A 22,318-nucleotide genomic window follows, 5' to 3' on the forward strand; every position below is an offset into this window, starting at 1 on the left:
GTACCAGGCTCCTCAGTACCAGGCTCCTCAGTACCAGGCTCCTCAGTACCAGGCTCCTCAGTACCAGGCTCCTCAGTACCAGGCTCCTCAGTACCAGGCTCCTCAGTACCAGGCTCCTCAGTACCAGGCTCCTCAGTACCAGGCTCCTCAGTACCAGGCTCCTCAGTCGAGCGCTTGGTCACGAGCAACTCAACAGCCTCTGAGGCAACGGCCTCACCGAATCCGTTCGAAGCGATTGCACGAACCTTCGTACCGTTCATCTCTTCGGTGACGGCTTCAAGAGTGAAGGTCTTAGCGGTTGCGCCTTCAACATCAACCCAGTTCTCCTCAGCATCTGCAGCACGAGCTTCGTCACCGGTTGCCGGTGCGAGTGTCTGCCACTGCAGTTCAGGTTCTGGGTCGCCAGCAATCGTTGCGTTGAACACCGCATCATCGCCCACGGTCACCTTAGCGGGGCCCGCAACCGAAACGGTCGGTGCTACGCCAGAGGTGTAGGTAACGGTCAACGGCTTCGCAACCTTGGTAGGGTCAGCTGATCCGCCAGACTGGTAGAAGTACGACCGCACACCGATGTTCACAAAACGAAGGAACTGGTTCGTGAGGGTCGCGCCAGAGAAGTCGCCTGACCAAGTTCCTGGAGCAACCTGGCCTTCGAAGAGCGGAGCAACCGTAAATGAGGTTTCGGTCGCTTCGGTGACTGGCTCGGCACCCTTGAATGTCTGTACAACAATGCGCTCAGGGCCGTACTCAAGGTCTTCGCCGCCCATCATGCTCCCCAGGAAGTGGCCGTCGGCGACGACCGAGAGGTAGCCGTCTCCCGCTGCGTTCATGAACAGCTGAGGCTGGCGGAAGTTCCACTCGGGCATCGTTCCCGAAGTGAGGCGGATCTCGCCATCATATTCGATGAAAACGTTGCCCTCGGCATCAACGTGACCGGTTCCCTTCGAGAAGATGAACTCACGATCGGCCAAAGCCTGGGTGCTGTCGTCTTCAGCTGTTGCAAGCTCGACGTTACCGCCGAGAACGGCTTTACCCGGGCCTGAGTGGAAGCTTACGAAGTTTGCAACGCCCCACCGAAGCTCGGCGTCAGTAATCTCGCGTGCAGCTGCACCAACCTCGATCGTGCCAACCGCGGGGGTCAGGTCTACGATACGGAACGTCGTTTCGTTTGATTCTGATGCTTCAAACTGCTCGGCGTTTTCAGGGGTGAATACGGCACGAACCTTGTGTGCGCCCCCTTCGAAGAGAGTCGTCTCAATCGTTGCAGAGCCTTCAGCTACTGCTGCCTCGCCAAGCTTCGTTTCTCCTGTAAAGAATGCAACGCTGCCGGCCGCGTCTGCCGGCTGAACCGAAGCCGAAACCTTAACCGTTTCACCGGCGAAGTCTGTCGGGTATTCAACGTACGGCTGGCTATTGACGGTGACCGAGGTCTCGACAGCTGCAGGCGCCGCTGGCTCAGCAAACTGAACAGGGGTAAAGACTTCAACGCCCTTGCTCAGCTGCCCGTGAGCGCCGATGGTGATAAAGCCACACTGCACGCCCTCAGCGAGACAGTTGATCTCAGCGCCTCCCTGGCTCGTGAAGGTTGCGCCTGGAACGGGGTGCTCTTCGATGACCCAGTTGCCCTGGTCATCCATGTAAGCCATGTCTGGCTCAGTCGTGTTATCGGGGTAGTTCACCATGAGCTGGTAGAGCCCAGCTTCACCGACATAGTCGTAGTTCACACCGCTCACCCCTCGTTTGGTGGGTGCCCAGCTGCCCTCATCAGCTTCATCCTTGAGCTTGATGACGCCGAAGAGTGTGTAGGCCCCACCGAAGTTCGTACCGAAGTCAGAGAGGAGCGCGTAGTTCTGGCCCTCAAGCCGCGCAACGCTTGGCTCATCAGCGGGGAATCCGCCCTCAGGCCAGGTGACTTTCAGGCTCGGCTGGCCCTGCTTATTGGGGTCATGGTTATGGCCAAGTCCTGTCGCAGAGTTCTTGTCGTCTTCTGGCTCAGTCGCCTTCGGAGCCACCGCGAGGCTTACCGCCTCAGAAGTAACGGCGCCGGCCTCGTTGGTTACGACGACACGTAGCTTCGCGCCGTCGTCAGCGAGTGACGCTGCAGCAAGAGTGAATTCTGCGCTTGTTGCTCCCGTAATCGGGGCAAAGGTATCGCTGCCCTTCTCGGCGCGTTGCCAAGCATAGGTTGGTTCTGGGTCACCGGTCGCAGTGACAGAAAACACCGCGTCTTCGCCCTCGTTCACCGAAACAGATTGAGGTTGCTGTGAGATTTCAGGGGCTACCGTAACGACGGGCTCTGCGAACGAGATGCCCACGTAAGCCTCATTATGAGCTGAAACTTTACCGTGTGCGCCGAACGAGAAGAACCCGCAACCGGCCACAGCCTCGAGACAATCAATCTCTCCGCCGAAGAAGCTCGTAAGGGTTGCTCCTGCCACCTGAATATCAAACTTCCAGTTGCCGTTCGCGTCCATCGCAGCATCAGCTACTCCAGTGTCTTCACTGTTTCCATACGCGATGACAAGCCGGGGCGAACCGTAGTCGTAGTCACCGTCGGGGCCGCTGAGACCACCATCGCTGCGTCGCCACAGCTCGGGATCTTCTGGAGCAAGATTCGTTCCCAGCCCGACGTAGACCGGGACTTTCTCGTCGTAGTTGAACCCGCGAACGGTAACCGTCGTCGTACCATCAGGGTTGAGGTTCGTTCCTGGCGTCACGGTCATATACGCGTCAGTATTGCTGTACGGGGTTCCCGTCGAGGTTTCATCCTCAGCAGCGAACGAGGGGGTGGCAACGGCGCCCGACAGCAAAAGAGCTGCCGCGACCCCGAAGGCCCCCGGGGCTGCCAGGGAACGCCGAGAACGGCTCCCCTGCTGTGCAGTGATTTTCATGATTTCTTTTCCTTTTGTTGTGTGTATCTGAGAACGAGTTGGGCTATCGGCGCGCCCTTGAGCGGCCGTGAACGAGAGCGATCCCGAAAACGCCTGCGCTCATGAGAAGAACGCCCGCGAAGAGTGCAGTGCGCGCTGCCTCTGCGTCACCGCCGGTCGCGGCTAGACCGCCGTTAATACCAAGCCCGCCATTGTTTACTGGCGCCTGAGGCAGCGGCGATCCGTTTGCCTTAGGCTTCTGCGATGCCTGAGGGGTCTGCGGTTTGGGCACATCGGTGTCAGGAACCGATGGGGTCTTGCCATCTGTTCCTGATCCGGGAGGTGTTGTTCCACCAGTGCCGGGTTCAGTGGGCTTTGGCTTGGGTTTATCACCCTCGTCCTGCGAGCCGAAGAACACGGGTGTATATGCCTCGTTTTCGGCTGCAATATTGCCGTGTGCACCGAAAGCAAAGAATCCGCAGAAATCGGTTTCGCAATCGATATTGCCCTGGAAGAAGCTGTCAAATTTCGAACCTGGAATCTGAACGTCGAGGCTCCAATCGCCCGTCTCGCTCATCTCGGCCGAGGCAACATCAGCATCGTCAGAATTATGAGCCACAACAAGCTGTGGCAGACCGTAATCGAAATCTTCACCCGGACCGCTGAAGCCACCAAGGCTACGACGCCACGAGGTCTTGTCTTCGTGATCGATGAGCGAGCCGAGCCCCACATAGATAGGTTTCTCGGAGTTGAATCCGCTACCAGTCAGTGTGACCGTCGTCACGTCGTCACACGAGAGGTAGCGACCCGGCTTCACCGACATCGTTGCCTTCGTATCGCTCCCGAGCGGTGTTCCGGTAACCGTAAGGTCGGCGTCTTCAGGAATGACTACGTCAGTACAGAAGTCTTTACCAGCATCTGGCTTCGTGCCACCGGGCTCCTCACCGGTTCCAGGCTCCTCGCCAGTCCCGGGCTCCTCACCAGTTCCAGGCTCCTCACCAGTTCCGGGCTCCTCACCGGTTCCAGGCTCCTCACCAGTCCCGGGCTCCTCACCAGTTCCAGGCTCCTCACCAGTCCCGGGCTCCTCACCAGTTCCAGGCTCCTCGCCGGTTCCAGGCTCCTCGCCAGTCCCGGGCTCCTCGCCGGTTCCAGGCTCCTCAGCCTCTTCTGCAAACCTCACGGGCGTGAACACCTCAACGCCACCACTGCGCTGCCCGTGGGCACCAATGGTCAGGAATCCACACTGCACGCCCTCGGCAAGACAGTTAATCTCGGCACCACTTTGCGCGGTGAAGGTTGCACCAGGAACGGGGTGCTCATCGATCGTCCAGTTGCCGTTCCGATCCATGTACTCCATGCCGGGTTCGGTTTGGTTGCCCGGGTAATTAACCATGAGCTGGTACACCCCAGCCTCACTCATGTAGTCGTAGTTGACGCCGCTCACGCCGCGTTTCGTCGGCGCCCAGCTCCCTAGATCATTATTGTTTTTCAGCGAGACCACGCCGAAGAGTGTGTATGCCCCGCCAAAGCCTTTACCTCTATCGTTCGCCGTTGCGTAGTTCGTGCCACTGAGCTTCACGGTGCTCGGCTTGCTGGCTGGAATACCGTCGCCCTTCCAGGTGACGGTGAGCGTTGGCTGCTTCTGCAGGTCGGCGTTGTAATTCACCCCGACCGCGGTTGATGAAGTCGTTTCTTCTTCAGCCGCCATGGCTGTCGAGGTGCCTCCGGCAAACGTGAGCGCTGCGAGGCCGACGAGCAGCGCTGCGGCGGCGGCACCGCGTTTCTGATGCGAGGTTCTCTGCATCTCGTTACTCCTTGCTTTCGATGGTCGTTGGAATACTCAGAGAGGTCTTTCGGGTCAAGCTGTTTCGTCTCCGATGCATGAGCACGGCTGCACTGAGGGCAGCGCCGCTCAAGAGCAAGATGCCCGCAAAGAACGCGGTGCGTGGTGAGGTGCCGTCGTCTCCGAACACAAGGCCACCGTTAACCCCAAGGCCCGTATTCTGGCCCGCAGCTCCTCCCACCACTGCCCCGCCTGAAACCATGTTGGGGTTGGCGGTAACCGGAGCGCTCACCGGAACATCTGGTACCTCGCTACCGGTAGCGTCTTGCGTATCGGTGAAGTACACCGGAACGAAAATCTCGCCCTTTGCCTGTTTTTGGCCGTGAGCACCGATGAGCATGACGCCGCACTGCATGCGGTAGCAGTCAATATCGATGCCATGCTGGCTCTCAAAACGAGAAGCGATGAGCGGTAGGTCCATCTCGAAGTTGCCGGCCGAATCCATCATCGGAAACCCTGGCACGGTCGTATTGCCGGGGTAACTCACCATGCTCTGGAACGTTCCAGCTGGTTCGATATCTTTCGAGTAGGTAAACGTCTTTCCCGACACCCCTCGATGACCGGGACCCCAGGTGTCGCCCGATGCAGGGTCGATCCACCCAAAGAGCACGTAGAGGCCACCGAAATTGCTGCCATTTTCAGCGGTGGTCGGGAAACCGGTTCCTTTGAGGTGCACGGTCTGCTCAGTATCTGCCAGAGAATACGCGGGACTCACAGTCAGCGATGCACCGTACTGGTTTTGAGCAGTGCTTTCACCGTAAGCGTCAGGTTTAGCAACAGCCGTAGGCTCGGGAGTGGCTATTTCAGGCTTCGGAGTCTCTGGAACCTTGCCCTGATTCTCTTCGGAATTGTCTTCTTCGTCTTCGTCACTGTCACCGTCGTGAGGAGCAGTGACGCCCTCCGGCCACAGTGTGAACGAGAAACCATCGGTGTAGTTATTGTCGCCACCGTAGGTCGCATCGCCGTCCTGGCGGGGAAGATGCTCGTTGCCGATCGCTGGAGGGAACTCACCCTCGTCAGACTCGATGACAATAGAACCGTTCTTCTGCTCCCGCATGGGGGTCTCGGCGAGGTCAAATACCGCGAGCTCAAGATCTGGGGTTTGAGTTTTCGTACCAAAACTCTCGATCATGTCGACCGTGATCGTTGCTTTCCCGCCGTCGATACTCAATCGAACCCCGTCGAAGTGCAGCCAGGGGGTGCCAAAACCGTACAGTTTCATGCGGCCACCAAATTCGAGTTCTGCCTGCCCTCGCTCGACGTTGACCCAGCCGCCTTGCACCGGGAACAGTGCCCCCTCGTTCCCTTTACGGTAGGTCGCGCCGTCGAACGCAGCCACGTACCCCTCGGTGTGGCCGAAGTTTTCGAGGTAGTTGCGAATCGAGTATCTAACACCCCAGTCGAGGCTGCCTTCGACGATCTCAACCCGTGAACCCTCACCGTTTCCCTGCGCTTCGGCAGCGCTGGCGGGAGCAGCCCAGCCGAGCGAGAGCATCAGAGCTACGCCAAGAACGCCAATCTTCCGCCCCAGTCGTACTGTTTTCGTGCGCCTCATTCTGCTGCTCCTTCGCCCTCGGTGGTCGGTTCTTCTGAAGTGGCGGCTGCAAGTTTCTTCGATTTCGAACGCTTCACCATCACGACAGAGGTTGCAGTGATGAGTGCGAGTACGGCGAAACCAAGCACACCGATCACCACCCAGGTCAGGGTCTCGTTCTCTGCCCGTGGTGCCTCTGGTGCGGCCTCTACCGTTTGCTGTTCTGTCTGCGCCTCAGTTTTCTCTTTCTCGTCAGCCTTTTCGTTCTTTTCCTCTTCCTCAGGAACCTTGAGCGTCGTTGCTTCGTCGGTGTTACTAGGGGCCTCGCCTGCGCTGAACTGCTGCACGGCACCCGTGCCCGTTTGCACCTCACCACCTGAAGTCGTGAAGCTAATGGGGGTGAATGACTCGTTGTTGGCGTTCTGCAATCCATGGGCGCCAATCGTGATGATGCCGCACTGTACCTGCAGGCAATCGATCTCTTGGCCGCCCTGCTGGTTGCCACTGTGCGGGTCACCGAACGTTGCGGTAAAAGTCGACCCCGGAATGGTCATCTCTGTGGTCCAGTTACCGTTTGGGTCAATCATGCTGTTGGCAGCCTCGGCTGACGATCCGCCTTGGAACGCAACGAGCAGCTGTGCTCCAGGAGTTGCCGCGTAGGCATAGGTTTGGCCCGAGAGACCTCCCTGGCTCGGCGCCCATGCATTGGTGGTCGGGTCGCTCACCGCGCCAAAGAAGACGTATACCCCGCCAGGGGCATTCGGCTGGTACTGAAAACCGCTTCCGCTCAGGGTAACCTTTGTTGGTCCCTCGGCACTCGGGGTCGGTGAAACGTCAACGCGTGAGGCCGCATGCGCGGGTTCAGCTGCGGCGATCGCGCCGTAGCCGGCAAAGAGCGAAGTAACGAGTGCGAGGGCCGCAATGCCCCGAACTCTCTTACGCTGAGGCCGCGCTCGTGCCCACATGGGTGTGGCTGCCTGGGTGGTCATTCCTTCTCCTTCTTCAGTGCATCGGCTCCCGCGCTGGCAGGAGCCTCGTCGGGAAATCGAACCGGGGTAATGAGCAGCTCACCGTTTTCGTCGGTGCGCACCCGAACCGGGTGCCGATAAACCTCGCTCACGAGCTCAGAGGTGAGCACCTTTTCAGGTTCGCCCCACTCGCGCATACCGCCCTCTGCGATCATGAGCACTCGATCGCTGTAGGCTGCCGCTGCCGCGAGGTCGTGCAGCACAACGATCACTGCGCCGCCCTGTCGGGCATACCGCCTCGCGAGGGCGAGAACCTGCTCCTGGTAGTTGATGTCGAGTGCCGCCGTGGGCTCGTCGAGCAGCAGTACCTGGGTGCGCTGCGCCATCGCACGAGCGAGGGCCACGCGGGCTCGCTCACCGCCCGAAAGCGACGTAAACGTGCGCTCAGCAAACTGGTAGGTGTCGCTGCGCAAGAGCTCCTGCGCGATGATGCGATCGTCGTTTTCGACGGTGCTCAAAAGCCGCCAGGGCGCGCGCCCCATTTTGACGACGTCGACGACGTTGAACGGAAAACTGATGGCGTTACTCTGTCGAAGCACGGCACGGCGAAGGGCAAGGTCTGGGTTGTTCCAGTCGCTCACCTCGGTCCCGTCAATGGTGATCGAGCCACGGTAGCCGTAGTCGCCGGCGAGGGCTCCCAGCAGGGTCGACTTGCCCGCGCCGTTCGGTCCAATAATCGAGAGCACCTCGCCTGCTTTGACGTCGAATGAGATGCCCGAGATAATCTCGGTGCCGCCGAGCGAAACTGCGACGTCACGTGCTTCAAGCACGGTGCTCCCGATCGCAGCGGGCGACGGCTCCTGCGGCGGTTTCATGCCGGGTAGCGTGATGCTCACAGCCAGCCCCCGTTCTTTTTGCTGGTGGCGCGAATGAGGTAGAAGAAGAAGGGACCGCCAATGAGCGCGGTGAGCATGCCGAGTGGCAGCTCGGCGTAGCTCACGGCAGTGCGTGCAAAGGTGTCGGCCGCGACGAGCAGTAGCGCGCCGCCGAGGGCACTCGCGGGTACGAGCACACGGTGGCCGGGCCCGATAATCATGCGGATCACGTGGGGCACGACGAGCCCCACGAAACCGACGATGCCCGCGAACGCGACCGCCGCCGCGGTCAACACCGCGACGATCATGATGGCGCCGATGCGGAGCCGTTCGATATTGAGGCCGAGGTGCCTCGCCGCATCATCACCGAGGCTAAGAAGGTCGAGCTTGCCTGAGATCATGAAAGCGAGGGCGAGCCCGATGATGACAAGTGGCAACACGGTGCCAACCGATGCCCACATCGAGCCTGCCAGGCTACCCATTTGCCAGAACACGATCTGCTCGCGCTGGTTCATGTCGGCTGCGAACGTCATGAGGGCGAGGGCCGCGCCGCCAAAAGCGTTGACGGCGACGCCAACAAGAATGAGGGTGATGACCCTCGTGCGGCCGCCCGAACGTGAAATCGAGTAGATCAGTAACGCAGTAAGCACTCCGGTCACGAAGGCACCCGCGGGAATGCTGAAGGTGCTGCCAGCAGCGAGCCCGGTGATGATCATGAGGCTCGCGCCAACGGCAGCGCCAGATGAGACACCGATAATGCCAGGGTCTGCGAGCGGGTTTCCGAAAACGCCCTGCATGATGGCACCGGCCGATGACAGCGCAGCACCGACGAGCACAGCGAGGGCGACGCGGGGAAAGCGCACCTCCCACAGCGCGGCATCGGCATTGGGGTGCGTCGGTTCAATACCGCAGGTAAGCCCAGCCTTGCGGCAGAGCGACCCCACAACCTCGAAGATAGGAATTTGCATCTGGCCGAGGGCTGCCGAAAGCAGGGTCACAGCGACGAGGCCGACGCTCAAGATGATGAAGAGCAGGGCAACCTTACCCTTTTGCGGCTTGGGCAGTTCGGTTGCTTCGACGTCGAAGTCGAGCACCCGTGGCAACTCCATGTGTGGCTCTGCCGGAGCCCCGGGTGCGGCCGTCATGAACGCCCCGCCTTCGCTTGCCTCTCATCGAGCTCAACGGTATCGAGATCGACGTGATAGATCGCTTCGGCGAGCGCCGAGAGCACCTCGGGCGTGCGCGGCCCCCAGGTGAACATCTCGTAGTCGCTCATATCGACGACGCGCTTGCGCTCGCCCGCTGGGGTTTGCGCGGTCCCGGGAACCTCCAGCAGACCCTCGACACCGCCGACCGACTCAAGCCCGAGCGTGAGCATGAGGTAGAGGTCTGGTTCGAGGTTCATGAGTCCCTCGGCGGTGAGGTTGCCACTCGTCCAATTTTCTTCACCCGCAACATCGACACCGCCGAGCTGTTCGATGAGAATGCCCGCGATGCCGGTGCTGCCGTCGGGGTTATTTCCGTACATGTAGTACACCCCGGCCCTGCCGCGCATGTAGAGGAAGACCATGCGTACTTTGTCTTCTTCCTTCTGCGGAGCAATCGAGTGGATCTTTGCGATCGTCTCGTCGAGTGTCTTTTGAAACTCGGTCACGTATTCGTCGCCGAGCTCTGGAACGCCGAGCGCGGTCGCAACGTCACCAATGAGGCGCGAGATGTCGTCGATGTCTTCGGCGCCGTCGAAGAAGATGACGGGAATACCGGCGTTGCGCATTTGCAACTGCACGTCATAGGGACCGACGCTGTAGTCGGTGAGCACCACGGTGGGGTTGAGTTCGAGAATCGACTCAGCATTGAGCGTGTGATTGTCCATTACCAGTGGCAGATCTTTTGCCGATTCCCACCCAGTTGTGAGGTCGCGGCCTACGACGTTCGGGCCAAAGCCAAGCGCCCAAACGACCGAGGCGAGGCTGCCGGTCCCGTCGAGGGCAAGGATGCGACTGGTATCGGTGATTTCGACCTCTACGTCATCCATGCCCATGAAGGTCACGGGAAGTTTGGGTTCGGGGTTGTCGGTAATGGGTTCAATGTCAGCACTCTTCAAGAGCGCGGTGTCGGGCCCTTCAAAAAAGCGGGGGCTCTCTTGGCTCGCGAGTGACCGGTCGGCAACGTTCGGCCCCTCGCCTACAAACAGAGCGCAACTCGTGAGCACGAGAGCAAGAACTGCTGCAAGAGGAACCGAGACGAAGCGCGGCATTCGCGTGGAATTTTTCACTTTGACGTCTGGCACGCGACTTAGGCTAGCATTACTTAGGTCGGATGTTCAATTGTTCGTCATACCTAAGTAAGGTTAGCCTTAGTCAGATATGACCTTGGGGTCTTTACGCCCCAAATCCGAACAGGCATACCCCGCTCTCACCCGAGTGCGCACCGAATTACAGCGTGAAGGAGCAACGATCTTGGCTCGACTAGGCAGCTTTCGCATCACCCGCCACAGGCGTGTTTTTGAAACGGTGGCGAGCGGAGCCCTCGCAATCGCAGTGTTTCTTGGAGCTGCCGCGACACTCTCGCTCCCTGGAGTTCAGGCGGCGCTGCCCGCGCCCTCGCAGGAAAGCGACTCAGTGCCGCATGCCGCCGAGAAAGTCGTCATCGCTCAAGACCTGCTCGACCTAGGCCGCAAGAAGACCACGGGCCTGCCGCAAGACGCAGAGCATAACGGCCCGGTCTCGGGTGACAGCGACCCCCACGTTTCGTCGCCTGCCGAGCCTCCGCTTAACGCGAGCTTCAATCGTTCCGAGCCCGCTCCCGCCGACCCCGCAGCCCCCGAGCCAGGCGGAGCAAGCGAGTACAGTGATCCAGAAACTACAAGTTGGTTCAATGAAGAGAGCGGTCGTGCGCAAATTCTTGTGCGATTTGCTGGCGAGGAAGTTCCTGCCGAAGCCGAGGGCGATCCTGCTGCAGCCGCAGCAGCGCTGCAGCAGTCAACCGAAACGGCTTTTGAACAGGCAGAGCATGGCATTGCCGCGCTCGAACGTGGCGGCAGTATCAAGGTGCTCAACACGTCCTGGCTCGCTTCCACCATGCTCATCGAAGCCGAACCAAGCGAAGAAAATATCGCTGCGCTAGCAACGCTGCCCGGGGTGACCGACCTCACACCAAACTATGCAGTGCACGGCCTCGAGACCGAAGACCCCATCGAAATCGAGGAGCCAACCGAAGTCACCGAAACCCCCGACGAAGAGACCTACGTCGACAACGACGGCAACCCGATTACCTACGGCCTCAAACACATCGACGCACCGAATGCATGGGATCTTTACGGCGCCTACGGGCAGGGGGTTCGAGTCGCTGTGCTTGACACTGGCATCGACCCCAGCCATCCCGACCTCGCACCCCGCCTCGCAACCGATGACCCGAGCGACCCACTGTACCCAGGAGGGTGGATCCACCTCGATCATGAGGGCAACCCCCGAGCGAAGCGGCCCGCCGACCCAGCCACCCACGGAACCCACGTTGCTGGAACGATTCTCGGTGGCGATGCCTTTGGCGTTCAGATCGGTGTCGCGCCCCAGGCTGAACTCATGGCCGTGAACGCGATTAGTGACGGAAGCAGCAGCTTCAAAATTCTCAAAGCTCTCGAGTGGACCATGGATCCGTACGATGCCGAAGGCAACGCAGCAGGCCGACCTGCCGACGTCATCAACATGTCACTTGGCAATGCCGACAAGAACTTCACCGACACGTTTCTCTTCAGCGCTCTGAAGAACCTTCGCGCGGCAGGAATTTTCCCTGCCGTCGCGACTGGAAACGATATGAAAGAGGGCTCAGAGTGCATCTCAAACCCGAGCTCTTCGTACGACGCTTTCGCCGTTGGCATGAGCACCGAAGACCGATCCATCAATGCTCGCTCGTGCGGCGGCACGACGCACTGGTCTGAGAGCGTCGTCAAGCGCCTCGGCTGGCCCTCTGGCGAGTTCATTCGCCCCAACGCCTCAGCCCCCGGCACCGACATCATCTCATCGGTACCCGGCGGGGGGGTGGGGCAAATCGACCGGAACATCGATGGCAACCCCGCATGTCGCCGGTGCCGTTGCCGCTCTGCGATCGGCCCAGCCAGGCCTCACCGTTGACGAGATCGCAACAGCGTTCGAACAAACTGCCTGGCACCCCGACAAAGCTGGGGAGGCCGGTTTCACCCCTGACATTCGGTTTGGCCACGGCATCATCAACCTGCACGATGCGATTGCACTGGTACGCGGAGAGAGCGGCTTCTCACTCACGGTTACCGACGCCAGCACCGGCAACTCCGTTTCGGGTGCTCAGGTGAGCTGGGCCACAGGCAATGAGCTCATCGATAGTCGTGAGAGCTTTGAATACGGCGAGACCTGGAAGAGTGACGGAGACGGTAAGGTGACGTCGTACCTGCCGCCAGGATCATACACGCTCACAATCGAACGTTTTGGTTACGAACGCCAGGAGGTGCCTGCTTCAGTCGCCGAAGGAGCCTTCGTAACGGTCAACGCGAAGCTCACCCCCAAGGTCACCGGCAGTGTGGCAGGTGTGGCTACCAACGCTTCAACCGGCAAACCCCTTTCGGGTGTGACCGTTGCGCTCGCCGGCCATGATCTCAGCACGCTCACGAACAAACAGGGCCAGTACACTCTCGAGGGCGTTCCAGTGGGCGATGAACATCGTTTGCGCGCCTCACTCAGTGGCATGCACACCGAAAGCATCAACAATGTCATCGTCACAAACCACAGCAAGGCTACAAAACTCGACTTCGCCCTTGACCCTCTCCCCAGAGTCCTGGTCTTGGGCGATGCAACAGGTCGCTCGACCGAATTGCTCAAAACGCAGGAACTCGTGGTTGAAGCGCTCGACTCGCTGCCAGAAAGCAATCTCGAGATGCTTGCCGACTATGACTCGGTGATCTGGGACGATCCCGGCGAAGTCTCTCGGGAAACGCTCACGAAGGCGATCGAGATCACTGACAAGGCAGGTACCGGCATTGTTTGGCTCGACCTCGGGTCAAGCAACACGAGTGGTATTGCGCTCTTGCACAGCACGTTTGCCTCACCTCAGACGCGAACGACACAAGACACTCCCACCGCCCCCGGAGAAAAACAGCTGCCCATCACCTCGACGGGCTACCGCATCACTGACACAACGAATCACCCGCTCTTCGCTTCCGGTTCGCTGTTCACGGGCTCGCTCATCGAGGGATCTTTTATTACGCAAGATGCGAAATCAACGAACGATGTGTTTTGGGCATCAGTCTCTGACATTCAGAGCGAAACCGCCATTTCGCTCGCCGAAACCGTAACCACCGTGGTGAGTGGCGACGTCATGTCGCCGAAGCCGCGCGGTACGGGTATCGCTGTCGATGAGCGCGCCGGAAACCGGTACGTGTACCTTGCATTGCATGGCTCACACCCGGCGACCGACGCTCGGGCTTGGTCGGCCGAAGGCAAGCAGGTTTTCGTGAACGCGGCCACCTGGGCTGCGTCTTCTGAGCACAACGAAGAACCCAGCAAACCGAAACCAGTGGTTCCTGAGCCTCCAGTAACCACGCCAGGAGAAGGCGGATCGCGGGTACCGACCGCTCCTGCACCGAAGCCAACTGCGAAGGCCCCGGGGGCAGCATCAAACGATACAGTCGACCTCCCTGCCATCGTGAACCAGCAGCAAGCAGGCCAGCAGACCAACCAGAAAACTACCGCTTCTGGCACGCTCCGTGCTCCCTCTGCTCAGGCCACCCCACGACCAGAGAAGACGCCTGAGCCGCCGGTTGCAGCCGGGAACCTTCTCACCGCAGCAAATGCCGGCGGCGTCACCCTGCGCCTCGAAGACGGCATCGCACACGTGACCATTCCAGATTCGAGGCCCGGCGACTGGTTCTTCTTGCACGTTTACCCCAGTAAAACCCCGGTCGATTGGATTCGGGTAAACGACGAGGGCGAGCTGAGGGTCGATATTTCTTCCTTGAGCGACGGTGAGTACCAATTTGCTTTCACCGGCAGCGATGAGTCGTTTGTCGGCTGGGTCACCCTGAAACTGGGCAACCCTACCGCTGAAGAGCCAGAGCGAGATACGCTCACTGACGCCGCAACGGTCGTGCCCGCGACGATACCTCCGGCGGGGTTCTCACTCTCAACGACCGAGCTGCTCATGCTTCTCGGTGCCGCTGTTCTGTTGCTCGGTGCGGCTGGAATCGTGCTCTTCGGCTTGCGCAAGCCAGCAGTTGCCGAACAGTAGCACCGTGCTCAAGCAGTGGAAACAACGAAAGGTGGGGCCGTTTACGGCTATCCTGATCGGCCTCACCGCCCTGTTCGTGACAACAGGGCTCGGTCTCGTCATCGTGGGCGCGCTCAACTTCTTCGCGCCGGAGCCCGCACCATCGACCGGTGCCGAACGTATCGGTCCAGTGCCACAGGAACCAGAGGCAGCAACCCCTGATGCCGCTGCACCCAAGCAACTAAGCATTGCGTCCATAGGGTTTACGGCTCCTATCGAATCGATGTCGGTTGGCACCGAGCATGACCTCTTTCCGCCTGACTTCACACAGGCGTTCTGGCTCGATGATTACGGCTCGCCAGGAGCCGGCAGCGACAACACGGTCTACCTGATTGGGCACACTTCTTCGAATGCGAGCGCTGTCTTTGATCCGCTCGTCAACCGTGTCGAACAACGGTCAACGGTGCTCGTCGGTGACGAGATTGTCGTGACCACTGAGAAAGGCGATGTTGTCTATGAGGTCACGGCAAGCGAACGGCACCCACGCAGCAGTCTTGGCACACTCGAAAAAGTGTGGCAGAGCAAACCTGATCGGCTTGTCTTGGTGACCTGTCTCTTCGAGGCCGACCAAAACATCGTTTCTGACAACATTGTGCTCTTTGCAACCGAGCGCAACGCTCTCACAAAGGACAAGAACTCGCCGAGTTCCAGTATGCCGCGAGTAGAATGAATGCCGACCCAGTAGCTTGAAAGAAGGCAGCCGTGGCAGAACTCATCAATGCACACGAGATGTATCTGAAAGCTGTTCTCGAACTCGAAGAAATCGGCGTCGGCGCCCTGCGCACACAACTTGGCAAAAGGCTCAACCAAGCTCCCTCGACCGTTTCACAAACCGTCACCAAAATGCTGCGCGACGGCCTCTTTGTTGCGGTTCCTGGCGATCGGCAAATATACCTCAGCGGCGATGGACGCCGTGCGGCACTCGACATCATGCGCAAACACCGGCTCGCCGAGTGCTTCCTTGAGCAGGTTGTCGGGCTTGAGTGGCCTTTCCTCAACCGTGAGGCCTGTCTCATCGAGCACGCCATGAGCGGTCGGGTGACCGAGCTTATGGCTGCAAAGCTCGGCAATCCCGAATTCTCGCCCTACGGTAACCGGATTCCAACCAGGGAAGAAATCGAGCGTGGCTTCTCGCGCTCCCCCGGTACCCGCGGCTTACTCAACGCTCTGCGGTTTACTTTCGAAACATCACCGCAGTCGGTCGCTGTGTTGCGCTACATCGGCGAGGCAGTGCAGCTCGACACTCGCCTCCTCGCAACCATGGAGCGGTCAGGGCTCAAGCCAGGCGCGACAATGTTCATCAAGCGCCACGGCCCCGCGGTGCGTCTCTGCGCCGCGGGCTTTCACCGCACCGTCGAGTTCGACCATGAGCTCGCCGCGAGTCTGTTCGTCGAGGCCTCTGACTACGAATACACGTCTGGCCCGGAAGCCTAAGTCTCCGGGCCAGACGTGATGATTGAACGAGTCGCTCGTTAGTGCTTGCCCTGCGCGGCAACCGCCGCCGCGCCAGCAGCCGCGGCCTCGGGGTCAAGGTAACGTCCCTCGCCCACCGGCTTAAAGTTTTCGTCGAGCTCGTACACAAGCGGCATGCCCGTCGGAATATTCAGTGAGGCAATATCTTCATCGCTGATGCCTTCGAGATGCTTCACAAGCGCGCGCAACGAGTTACCGTGGGCGGTCACGAGCACGATCTTATTGTCACGCAGGTCGGGAATGATCGACTCTTCCCAGTACGGCACGAGACGTGCAATCACGTCTTTCAAGCACTCGGTCTGCGGGCGCTCACCGTCGATGCCCTCGTAACGGGCGTCGTTCGACTGTGACCACTCGCTCGCGTCGTCGAGCGCCGGTGGTGGCGTATCGAACGAGCGACGCCACTGCATGAACTGCTCTTCGCCGTACTTCTCGAGAGTCTCGGCCTTGTCAAGCCCCTGCAGTGCGCCGTAGTGGCGCTCGTTAAGGCGCCAGCTGCGACGAACCGGAACCCACAGGCGATCAGCGGTGTCAAGCGCAATGTTCGAGGTCTGAATCGCGCGCGAGAGCACCGACGTGTGCAGCACGTCGGGCAGAAGGCCAGATTCGCGCAGCAGCTCGCCAGCGCGTGCGGCCTCGCCCTTGCCCTGCTCAGTGAGCCGCACATCGACCCAGCCGGTGAAGAGGTTCTTTTGGTTCCATTCGCTCTGCCCGTGACGCAGCAGTATGAGGGTGTAGGTCATGCCCCCAGTCTAGCGAAGAACCCCGCGTTCGGCTGGTCTCGACTGCTCGCTCGTCGCTTGCCTTCGACCAGCCCACTCTCATCGCCGAGTGAGAACGGCTAGAGGCGGCGCAGCTTCGGGATATCTCGGGTCGCGCCCGCGTCGCCAGGGACGATGAGCTCTTGCGTGCAGACAGCGGTGCCGCCTGAAGGAAGCGGAACCTCGAGCGTTGCGTCGGCGGGGGTCGAGCGCTTCAGGAGCGCGAGGGCAATGACCCCCCAATCGTGGTGCACCGCAGAACGGCTCACGCGACCAACCGGTCGTTCCTGGCCCGCGACGGTGAGCAGCGCGCCGGGTTCTGGCGTTTCCCCATCGCTGCCATCGATGTGCAACATTACGACGCGGCGCGGTGGGTGGCCGAGGTTGTGCACCTTGGCGACGGTTTCTTGGCCGCGGTAGCAGCCCTTGTTGAGGTGCACCGCGGTGCGGAGCCAATCAAGTTCGTGCGGAATCGACCGGTCGTCGGTGTCGGCAACACCAACCCGCCAGGCGGCGATCTCAAGCGCTGAGAGGGCATCGAGCCCTGCGACGCGCACCGCTCCCGATGCGGCCGCTGCGGCGATGCCCGTGAGCTGCTCGCGGGCGACGAGGGCGATCTCGAAGTTCCAGTCAATGTCACGCTGGGCAGCGTACTGGTGGCCGCCGCGCTGCACTTCAGCCCAGGGGTCACGCCAGGTGATCAGTGGAGTTGTGGTGCGCCTGACGAACCCACGGGCGAGCCCAGTGCTGTCAGCCGAACCCGCCGGCACGAAGGTCGCGACCTGGGCGTATTCGGCCGAGACGTCGGCAACCTCCACGCGCAGGGCGAAGCGCATGCGCGTGAGAAAAGCGACGGTGTCGTCGGCGCGGCCCTCGTCGAGCAACAGCCAGGTGGTCTCGCCGTCATCAACGACGCGCAAATATTGTTCGACACGGCCCTGCGCCGTGAGCAAGAGGGACTCGGTGCTCTCACCCGGCGGCAGACCGCGCAGCAGCTGACTCGTCATCGAGTCGAGCCAGTTCAGCCGGTCGGGGCCGGTGACCGTGACGACCCCGCGATGCGAAAGGTCGACGAGAGCGGCGCCCTCTTCAAGAAGGCGTGTTTCAGCGATGGGTTGCCCATAGTGCCGGGCAACGCCCATCTCGCCCTCGCAAACCGCACCGGGCAGTTCGCCGAGGGCGCTCATCACAGTGACTACTTCTGGCCCTTAAAGAGCTTGTAAATCACGGTGCCCGATACCCAGGCAATCGTGACTGAGGCAAGACCAAGGAGGCCGAGGAAGAAGAGTTCAAGCGCAAACAATGAATCCATAACACCCAGTCTACCGCTACTCGACGAGGAATGCGACGAGCTCGACCAGGGCGATCAAGATTGATCCGCCGACAATGCTGTATGACAGACGTGAGATGAAGCCATCACGCTGGGCCGTGCCGAGTTGCAGCATGAACGCGCACAGAATCGTTCCACCGATCGCGAGGGTGAGCCATTCGAAGCGCTGACCCGCTGGAGCCCAGACGACAACGGCGACCGCGCTGAGTGTGGCCCAGAGCCACGCGATGATCGTTCGCGCGATATGGCGGTCGGTCTCAGAGACCGCCTGCGCGGGCACACTGGTTTCAGTCATACCTCTAACAGTAGCCGAGCAGGGCCCGGTCAGTAGACTGGCAATTATGAACGAGGCGATGAAAGAGCTGCTTCGCGTTGCCGAAGCCCACGACGGTTTTCCTGCCATCTCTGACCAGGCACAGCGTGAAGCTGCGTCTGGAGCCCGCGAGATCGTCACCCGCGAGGTGGGTGACCTCACTGCGGTCGGCATCGTAGGCTCAGGCGAAGTTGACCTCGTCGTTCACCCAGATGCGCGCGGGAGGGGGCTCGGCTCTGCCCTGCTCGACGAACTACTCGGCCACGCCGAGGGCCAGGCGGTGCTCGCCTGGGCGCACGGCGAAAACCCGGTGGCGAGCCACATGCTCGCATCGCGCGGCTTCGCGCCCGTTCGCACGCTGCTGCGCCTTGAACTCCCCGGCGAAAAACTCGCCGACGTGAGCGTGAGGCCACTCCCCGAGGGGCTCACGCTCGAAACCTACGACTCAGCAAACGCTCAACACGGGCGCGACCTCATCGGGGTCAACGCGCGCGCGTTCGCGTCGCACCCTGAGCAGGGGCAGCTCACGCTCGCCGAGTTCGAGCAGACCACGCGCGAAGCGTGGTTTGACCCGAAAGACCTCTTTCTGGTGTACGAGGGCGAGACCCTGCTCGCATTCTCGTGGATCAAAACCACCCGTTCGGTTTCGGGCGCGGTCGAGACCGAGCTCTACGTCATCGGCGTCGATCCCGAGGCCGCTGGCCGTGGGCTCGGCACGACACTGCTCGGCATCACGATGGCACGCATGGCAGAGCACCGGCCCGAGCGCGTGACGCTCTATGTGGAGGGCGACAACGAACCGGCGTTGGCACTGTACCGTCATGCACTGTTCACCACAGCGTTACGCAGCACACAATGGCTTCGCGCACGCCCTGAATAGAATGGGGTCATGACGAACGACGCCACCGCAGCCACCGACCTTCCTGAGACTGGAGTCATCGAGGTTGTCGACGCAGCCTCGCTGCCGCTCGAGAGGTACATTGACCGCGAGCTCAGCTGGCTTGCCTTCAACCAGCGCGTGCTTGAGCTTGCCGAAGACCCAGCCGTGCCGCTCCTTGAGAGGGCGCAGTTTCTCGCGATCTTTGCTTCGAACCTCGACGAGTTCTTCATGGTTCGAGTAGCCGGCCTCAAGCGTCGCATCGTCACGGGACTCGCGGTGCCCACGAACACGGGCCGCGCGCCAGGCGAGCTGCTCGCCGAGATCATGGAGCGCGCCCGCGAGCTGCAGGAACGGCACGCGGCCTGCTACCTCTCAGAGGTAAAGCCCGGGCTCGCGAATGCCGGCATCAGGCTCGCCTCATGGGCCGACCTCGACGACGCCGACAGGGCCGTCTTGACCGACTACTACGAGCAGCGCATCTACCCCGTGCTCATGCCACTCGCCGTCGACACCGCTCACCCCTTCCCCTACATCTCCGGCCGTGCCCTCAACATGTCGATTCGGGTGCGCAACCCGAAGACCGACAAGATCGAGTTCGCCCGCCTCAAGGTGCCGCAAATGATTCCGCGGTACGTGCGGGTCGACCGTCGCGAGACGAGCGACGACATTCGGTACATCGCGCTTGAAGACCTCATTGACGAGCAGCTCGGCGGGCTCTTCCCCGGCATGGAGGTCGTTGACACGCACGTGTTTCGCGTGACCCGAAACGAAGACGTCGAGATCGAAGAAGACGAGACCGAGAACCTCATTCAGGCGCTCGAGAAAGAGCTGCTGCGCCGCCGTTTTGGCCCACCAATTCGCCTCGAGGTCTCTGATGACATGGACGACGATACGCTCGCGCTCCTCGTGCGCGAGTTCGAGATCACCGACGACCAGGTCTTCGTGCTGCCCGAACCACTCGATCTGAGTGGGCTTTTCTCGGTCTCAAGCATCGATCGTCCAGACCTCAAGTACCGCCCGCACCTGCCCGTCACCCACCCCCGACTGCAGCCGCCGTCGCCGGGTGACCAGGTCGATATCTTCGCCGCGATCCGCCGCAATGAATTGCTCGTGCACCACCCGTACGAGTCGTTTGCGACGAGCGTGCAGGCGTTTCTCGAGCAGGCCGCGGCCGACCCGAACGTGCTCGCGATCAAGCAGACCCTCTACCGCACCTCGGGCGACAGCCCCATCGTTGAGGCGCTCATCAAGGCTGCAGAGGCTGGCAAGCAGGTGCTCGCGCTCGTCGAGGTTAAGGCTCGCTTTGACGAAGAGGCGAACATTACGTGGGCCAAGAAACTGGAGCGCGCCGGCGTGCACGTCGTGTACGGGCTCGTGGGGCTCAAGACCCACTGCAAGCTCATCCAGATCATTCGCGAAGAGGGCGGCAGGCTCGTGACCTACTGCCACATCGGCACGGGCAACTACAACCCCAAGACGAGCCGTGTGTACGAAGACTTCGGCCTCTTCACGAGCGCCGACGACGTGGGCCGCGATGTGACGAAGCTCTTCAACGTACTCTCGGGCTACGCGCTTGAAAAGAAGTACTCGCGCCTGCTGGTCGCCCCACTCAAGCTGCGATCTGGGCTGCTCAAGCGCATCTACCGCGAGGCCGAGAACGCCCGCGAGGGTCGCCCGAGTGGCATCATCATCAAGGCGAACTCAATGGTCGACGAAGAGGTCATCGACGCACTCTACCTCGCGAGCCAGGCGGGCGTACCGATCGACGTGTGGGTGCGTGGCATCTGCTCGATCCGCGCTGGTGTCGCGGGCCTCAGCGACAACATTCGTGTGCGTTCGACGCTCGGCCGCTACCTCGAGCACTCGCGCATTTACGGGTTCTTGAACGATGGCGGTGAGCGTGACGTGCTCATCGGCAGTGCCGACCTCATGCACCGCAACCTCGACCGCCGCATCGAGGTGCTCGTGCGCCTCAATGACCCCGACCATATTGCCCGCATCGACAAGCTCTTCGGCTGGGCTTTCAGCGACGATGTTGCATCGTGGCACTTGCAAAGCGACGATACGTGGAAGCGCCGTAACGAGAACGCCGAGGGCGAGCAGTTGCCCGATGTGCAAGACCTCGTCATGAACTTCAGAACGCTCGCGAGGGCGAGGCGCAACCGTTCGGTTCAGGTGACTGAATGAGTGCCGCAGCCCAGGCCGCGCCACAGAAGACCGTGCTCGCGGCGGGAACCGTGCCGTGGCGGTACACCAAGTCGGGTGGCATTAAGGTGCTGCTCATTCGGCGCCGCAAGCACAACGACTGGAGCTTCCCGAAGGGCAAGCTCGACAAGGGCGAGAGCCTCCCCGCGGCCGCCGTGCGCGAGACCGAAGAAGAGACGGGGCTCGACCTCGCCCTCGGTACGACCCTCGGCACGATCAACTACACGGTCGGCGACGCTATCGCCAAGACCGTGCAGTACTGGGCGGCCCACGTGAGCGCCGAGCACTTCGGCGACTACGAGTTTGAGCCGAACGATGAGGTCAAACGCGTGAAGTGGGTGCGCGTAGAGAAGGTGCGCGACCGCCTCACCTACCCCGCAGACCAAGAGCTCTTTGGCGTGTTCGAGCAGCTTGTCGTGGCCGGGGCGCAAGACACCTTTGGAGTGATTCTCCTGCGCCACGCCAAAGCGGAGCCGCGAGGCGAGGCCTTCACCCAAGACGCGCTGCGACCGCTGCGCGCCTCGGGCGTTAAGCAGGCCCAAACGATTGCCCCGGTGCTCGCCGCGTTCAGCCCCGAGACGATCGTCACCTCGCCCGCGACGCGTTGCGCAGAAACGGTGGATCCGGTGGCCAAGCTACTCGAGATCACCCCTCGACTTGCCCCTGAAGTGAGCCAGGATACCTGGGATGAGGGTGACGTCTCGGGGCTCCGCGAGCTCGTGAACGAGGTGCTCGCCACTGAGACGAACGCCATCATTTGCTCACACCGCCCCGTGCTTCCCGACCTTGCGCGCGAGATCGCCGCGGTGAACCGAACACGGCCAGGCCGCTATCTCACCGAGGCGACCGAGTTGCCGCCTGCCGCGTTCTCGGTGTTTCACATCAGCAAGGCACCCTCTGAGCAGGGTATTGTCTCGGTCGAGACCTACCCGATCAAGGCTTAACGCGACGACTCCGTTGACCCCGGGCGCA

The 22,318-nt window shown here is 61.1% G+C and carries 16 protein-coding genes and 1 pseudogene; 7 read left to right on the top strand and 10 right to left on the bottom strand.

What is annotated here, in order from left to right:
• From KTJ78_RS10280 to KTJ78_RS10310, 7 genes are all read right to left on the bottom strand, one after another.
• Window positions 1–2,891: immunoglobulin domain-containing protein (locus KTJ78_RS10280; RefSeq protein ID WP_217135407.1), on the bottom strand; the 2,891-nt coding region annotated here is incomplete at its 3' end.
• A gap of 43 nt (window positions 2,892–2,934) precedes the next feature.
• Entirely contained in the window at window positions 2,935–4,674 is a 1,740-nt protein-coding gene (locus KTJ78_RS10285) for an ICP22 family protein (protein ID WP_217135409.1), read from the bottom strand.
• A 4-nt stretch (window positions 4,675–4,678) separates the two neighbouring features.
• On the bottom strand, window positions 4,679–6,268 hold the full coding sequence (locus KTJ78_RS10290) for an HtaA domain-containing protein (RefSeq protein WP_217135411.1): 1,590 nt from the start codon (window positions 6,266–6,268) through the stop codon (window positions 4,679–4,681).
• A complete protein-coding gene (locus tag KTJ78_RS10295; RefSeq protein ID WP_217135413.1) occupies window positions 6,265–7,236 on the bottom strand; it encodes a hypothetical protein in 972 nt (323 codons plus the stop codon). Before KTJ78_RS10295 ends, KTJ78_RS10290 begins: the two co-directional genes overlap by 4 nt.
• On the bottom strand, window positions 7,233–8,090 hold the full coding sequence (locus KTJ78_RS10300; protein WP_217135414.1) for a heme ABC transporter ATP-binding protein: 858 nt from the start codon (window positions 8,088–8,090) through the stop codon (window positions 7,233–7,235). Before KTJ78_RS10300 ends, KTJ78_RS10295 begins: the two co-directional genes overlap by 4 nt.
• 17 nt (window positions 8,091–8,107) lie before the next feature.
• A complete protein-coding gene (locus KTJ78_RS10305; RefSeq protein ID WP_254259605.1) occupies window positions 8,108–9,235 on the bottom strand; it encodes a FecCD family ABC transporter permease in 1,128 nt (375 codons plus the stop codon).
• On the bottom strand, window positions 9,232–10,380 hold the full coding sequence (locus KTJ78_RS10310; protein ID WP_217135417.1) for a heme/hemin ABC transporter substrate-binding protein: 1,149 nt from the start codon (window positions 10,378–10,380) through the stop codon (window positions 9,232–9,234). Before KTJ78_RS10310 ends, KTJ78_RS10305 begins: the two co-directional genes overlap by 4 nt.
• Before the next feature lie 790 nt (window positions 10,381–11,170).
• Between KTJ78_RS10310 and KTJ78_RS13635 the strand changes: the two are divergent.
• From KTJ78_RS13635 to KTJ78_RS10330, 4 genes and pseudogenes are all read left to right on the top strand, one after another.
• A pseudogene (locus KTJ78_RS13635) lies at window positions 11,171–12,611 on the top strand (S8 family peptidase); the annotation flags it as partial.
• A 39-nt stretch (window positions 12,612–12,650) separates the two neighbouring features.
• Window positions 12,651–14,345, top strand: a complete 1,695-nt coding sequence (locus tag KTJ78_RS10320) for a carboxypeptidase regulatory-like domain-containing protein (RefSeq protein WP_369808069.1) — start codon at window positions 12,651–12,653, stop codon at window positions 14,343–14,345.
• Window positions 14,346–14,349: 4 nt separating this feature from the next.
• Window positions 14,350–15,054, top strand: coding sequence for a class F sortase (locus KTJ78_RS10325; protein WP_217135422.1), 705 nt, complete (start codon window positions 14,350–14,352; stop codon window positions 15,052–15,054).
• A gap of 32 nt (window positions 15,055–15,086) precedes the next feature.
• Window positions 15,087–15,818 carry a metal-dependent transcriptional regulator gene (locus KTJ78_RS10330; RefSeq protein ID WP_217135424.1) on the top strand — a complete coding sequence of 244 codons (732 nt, stop codon included), beginning with the start codon at window positions 15,087–15,089 and terminating at the stop codon, window positions 15,816–15,818.
• 38 nt (window positions 15,819–15,856) lie between these two features.
• On the opposite strand, the gene KTJ78_RS10335 is transcribed toward KTJ78_RS10330, so the two are convergent.
• From KTJ78_RS10335 to KTJ78_RS10345, 3 genes are all read right to left on the bottom strand, one after another.
• Window positions 15,857–16,600, bottom strand: coding sequence for a phosphoglyceromutase (locus KTJ78_RS10335; RefSeq protein WP_217135427.1), 744 nt, complete (start codon window positions 16,598–16,600; stop codon window positions 15,857–15,859).
• Between the two features lie 98 nt (window positions 16,601–16,698).
• The gene (gene ygfZ / locus KTJ78_RS10340) at window positions 16,699–17,805 is read right to left on the bottom strand and encodes a CAF17-like 4Fe-4S cluster assembly/insertion protein YgfZ (protein ID WP_217135498.1); all 1,107 of its coding nucleotides are present in this window, start codon (window positions 17,803–17,805) and stop codon (window positions 16,699–16,701) included.
• A gap of 141 nt (window positions 17,806–17,946) precedes the next feature.
• The gene (locus KTJ78_RS10345) at window positions 17,947–18,243 is read right to left on the bottom strand and encodes a hypothetical protein (RefSeq protein ID WP_217135428.1); all 297 of its coding nucleotides are present in this window, start codon (window positions 18,241–18,243) and stop codon (window positions 17,947–17,949) included.
• Window positions 18,244–18,289: 46 nt separating this feature from the next.
• Here KTJ78_RS10345 and mshD point away from each other — a divergent pair, with 46 nt between their 5' ends.
• The 3 genes from mshD to KTJ78_RS10360 are packed head-to-tail and all read left to right on the top strand — an operon-like array spanning window position 18,290 to window position 22,290.
• Window positions 18,290–19,141 (top strand): mycothiol synthase, encoded by an 852-nt coding sequence (mshD, locus tag KTJ78_RS10350; protein WP_217135430.1) that lies wholly within the window; start codon window positions 18,290–18,292, stop codon window positions 19,139–19,141.
• A gap of 9 nt (window positions 19,142–19,150) precedes the next feature.
• On the top strand, window positions 19,151–21,328 hold the full coding sequence (locus KTJ78_RS10355; protein ID WP_217135431.1) for an RNA degradosome polyphosphate kinase: 2,178 nt from the start codon (window positions 19,151–19,153) through the stop codon (window positions 21,326–21,328).
• The gene (locus KTJ78_RS10360) at window positions 21,325–22,290 is read left to right on the top strand and encodes an NUDIX hydrolase (protein WP_217135433.1); all 966 of its coding nucleotides are present in this window, start codon (window positions 21,325–21,327) and stop codon (window positions 22,288–22,290) included. Before KTJ78_RS10355 ends, KTJ78_RS10360 begins: the two co-directional genes overlap by 4 nt.
• Window positions 22,291–22,318 lie beyond the last annotated feature (28 nt).

It is taken from the genome of Leucobacter chinensis (genome assembly GCF_019049105.1).
In the GTDB taxonomy this organism is placed as follows: domain Bacteria; phylum Actinomycetota; class Actinomycetes; order Actinomycetales; family Microbacteriaceae; genus Leucobacter_A; species Leucobacter_A chinensis.

Bases quoted from the DNA above. Each gene is read 5' to 3' on its own strand.
- KTJ78_RS10285 (WP_217135409.1), bottom strand. From the start codon at position 4,674: ATGCAGAGAACCTCGCATCAGAAACGCGGTGCCGCCGCCGCAGCGCTG.
- KTJ78_RS10290 (WP_217135411.1), bottom strand. From the start codon at position 6,268: ATGAGGCGCACGAAAACAGTACGACTGGGGCGGAAGATTGGCGTTCTT.
- KTJ78_RS10295 (WP_217135413.1), bottom strand. From the start codon at position 7,236: ATGACCACCCAGGCAGCCACACCCATGTGGGCACGAGCGCGGCCTCAG.
- KTJ78_RS10300 (WP_217135414.1), bottom strand. From the start codon at position 8,090: ATGAAACCGCCGCAGGAGCCGTCGCCCGCTGCGATCGGGAGCACCGTG.
- KTJ78_RS10305 (WP_254259605.1), bottom strand. From the start codon at position 9,235: ATGACGGCCGCACCCGGGGCTCCGGCAGAGCCACACATGGAGTTGCCA.
- KTJ78_RS10335 (WP_217135427.1), bottom strand. From the start codon at position 16,600: ATGACCTACACCCTCATACTGCTGCGTCACGGGCAGAGCGAATGGAAC.
- ygfZ (WP_217135498.1), bottom strand. From the start codon at position 17,805: ATGAGCGCCCTCGGCGAACTGCCCGGTGCGGTTTGCGAGGGCGAGATG.
- KTJ78_RS10345 (WP_217135428.1), bottom strand. From the start codon at position 18,243: ATGACTGAAACCAGTGTGCCCGCGCAGGCGGTCTCTGAGACCGACCGC.
- mshD (WP_217135430.1), top strand. From the start codon at position 18,290: ATGAACGAGGCGATGAAAGAGCTGCTTCGCGTTGCCGAAGCCCACGAC.
- KTJ78_RS10355 (WP_217135431.1), top strand. From the start codon at position 19,151: ATGACGAACGACGCCACCGCAGCCACCGACCTTCCTGAGACTGGAGTC.
- KTJ78_RS10360 (WP_217135433.1), top strand. From the start codon at position 21,325: ATGAGTGCCGCAGCCCAGGCCGCGCCACAGAAGACCGTGCTCGCGGCG.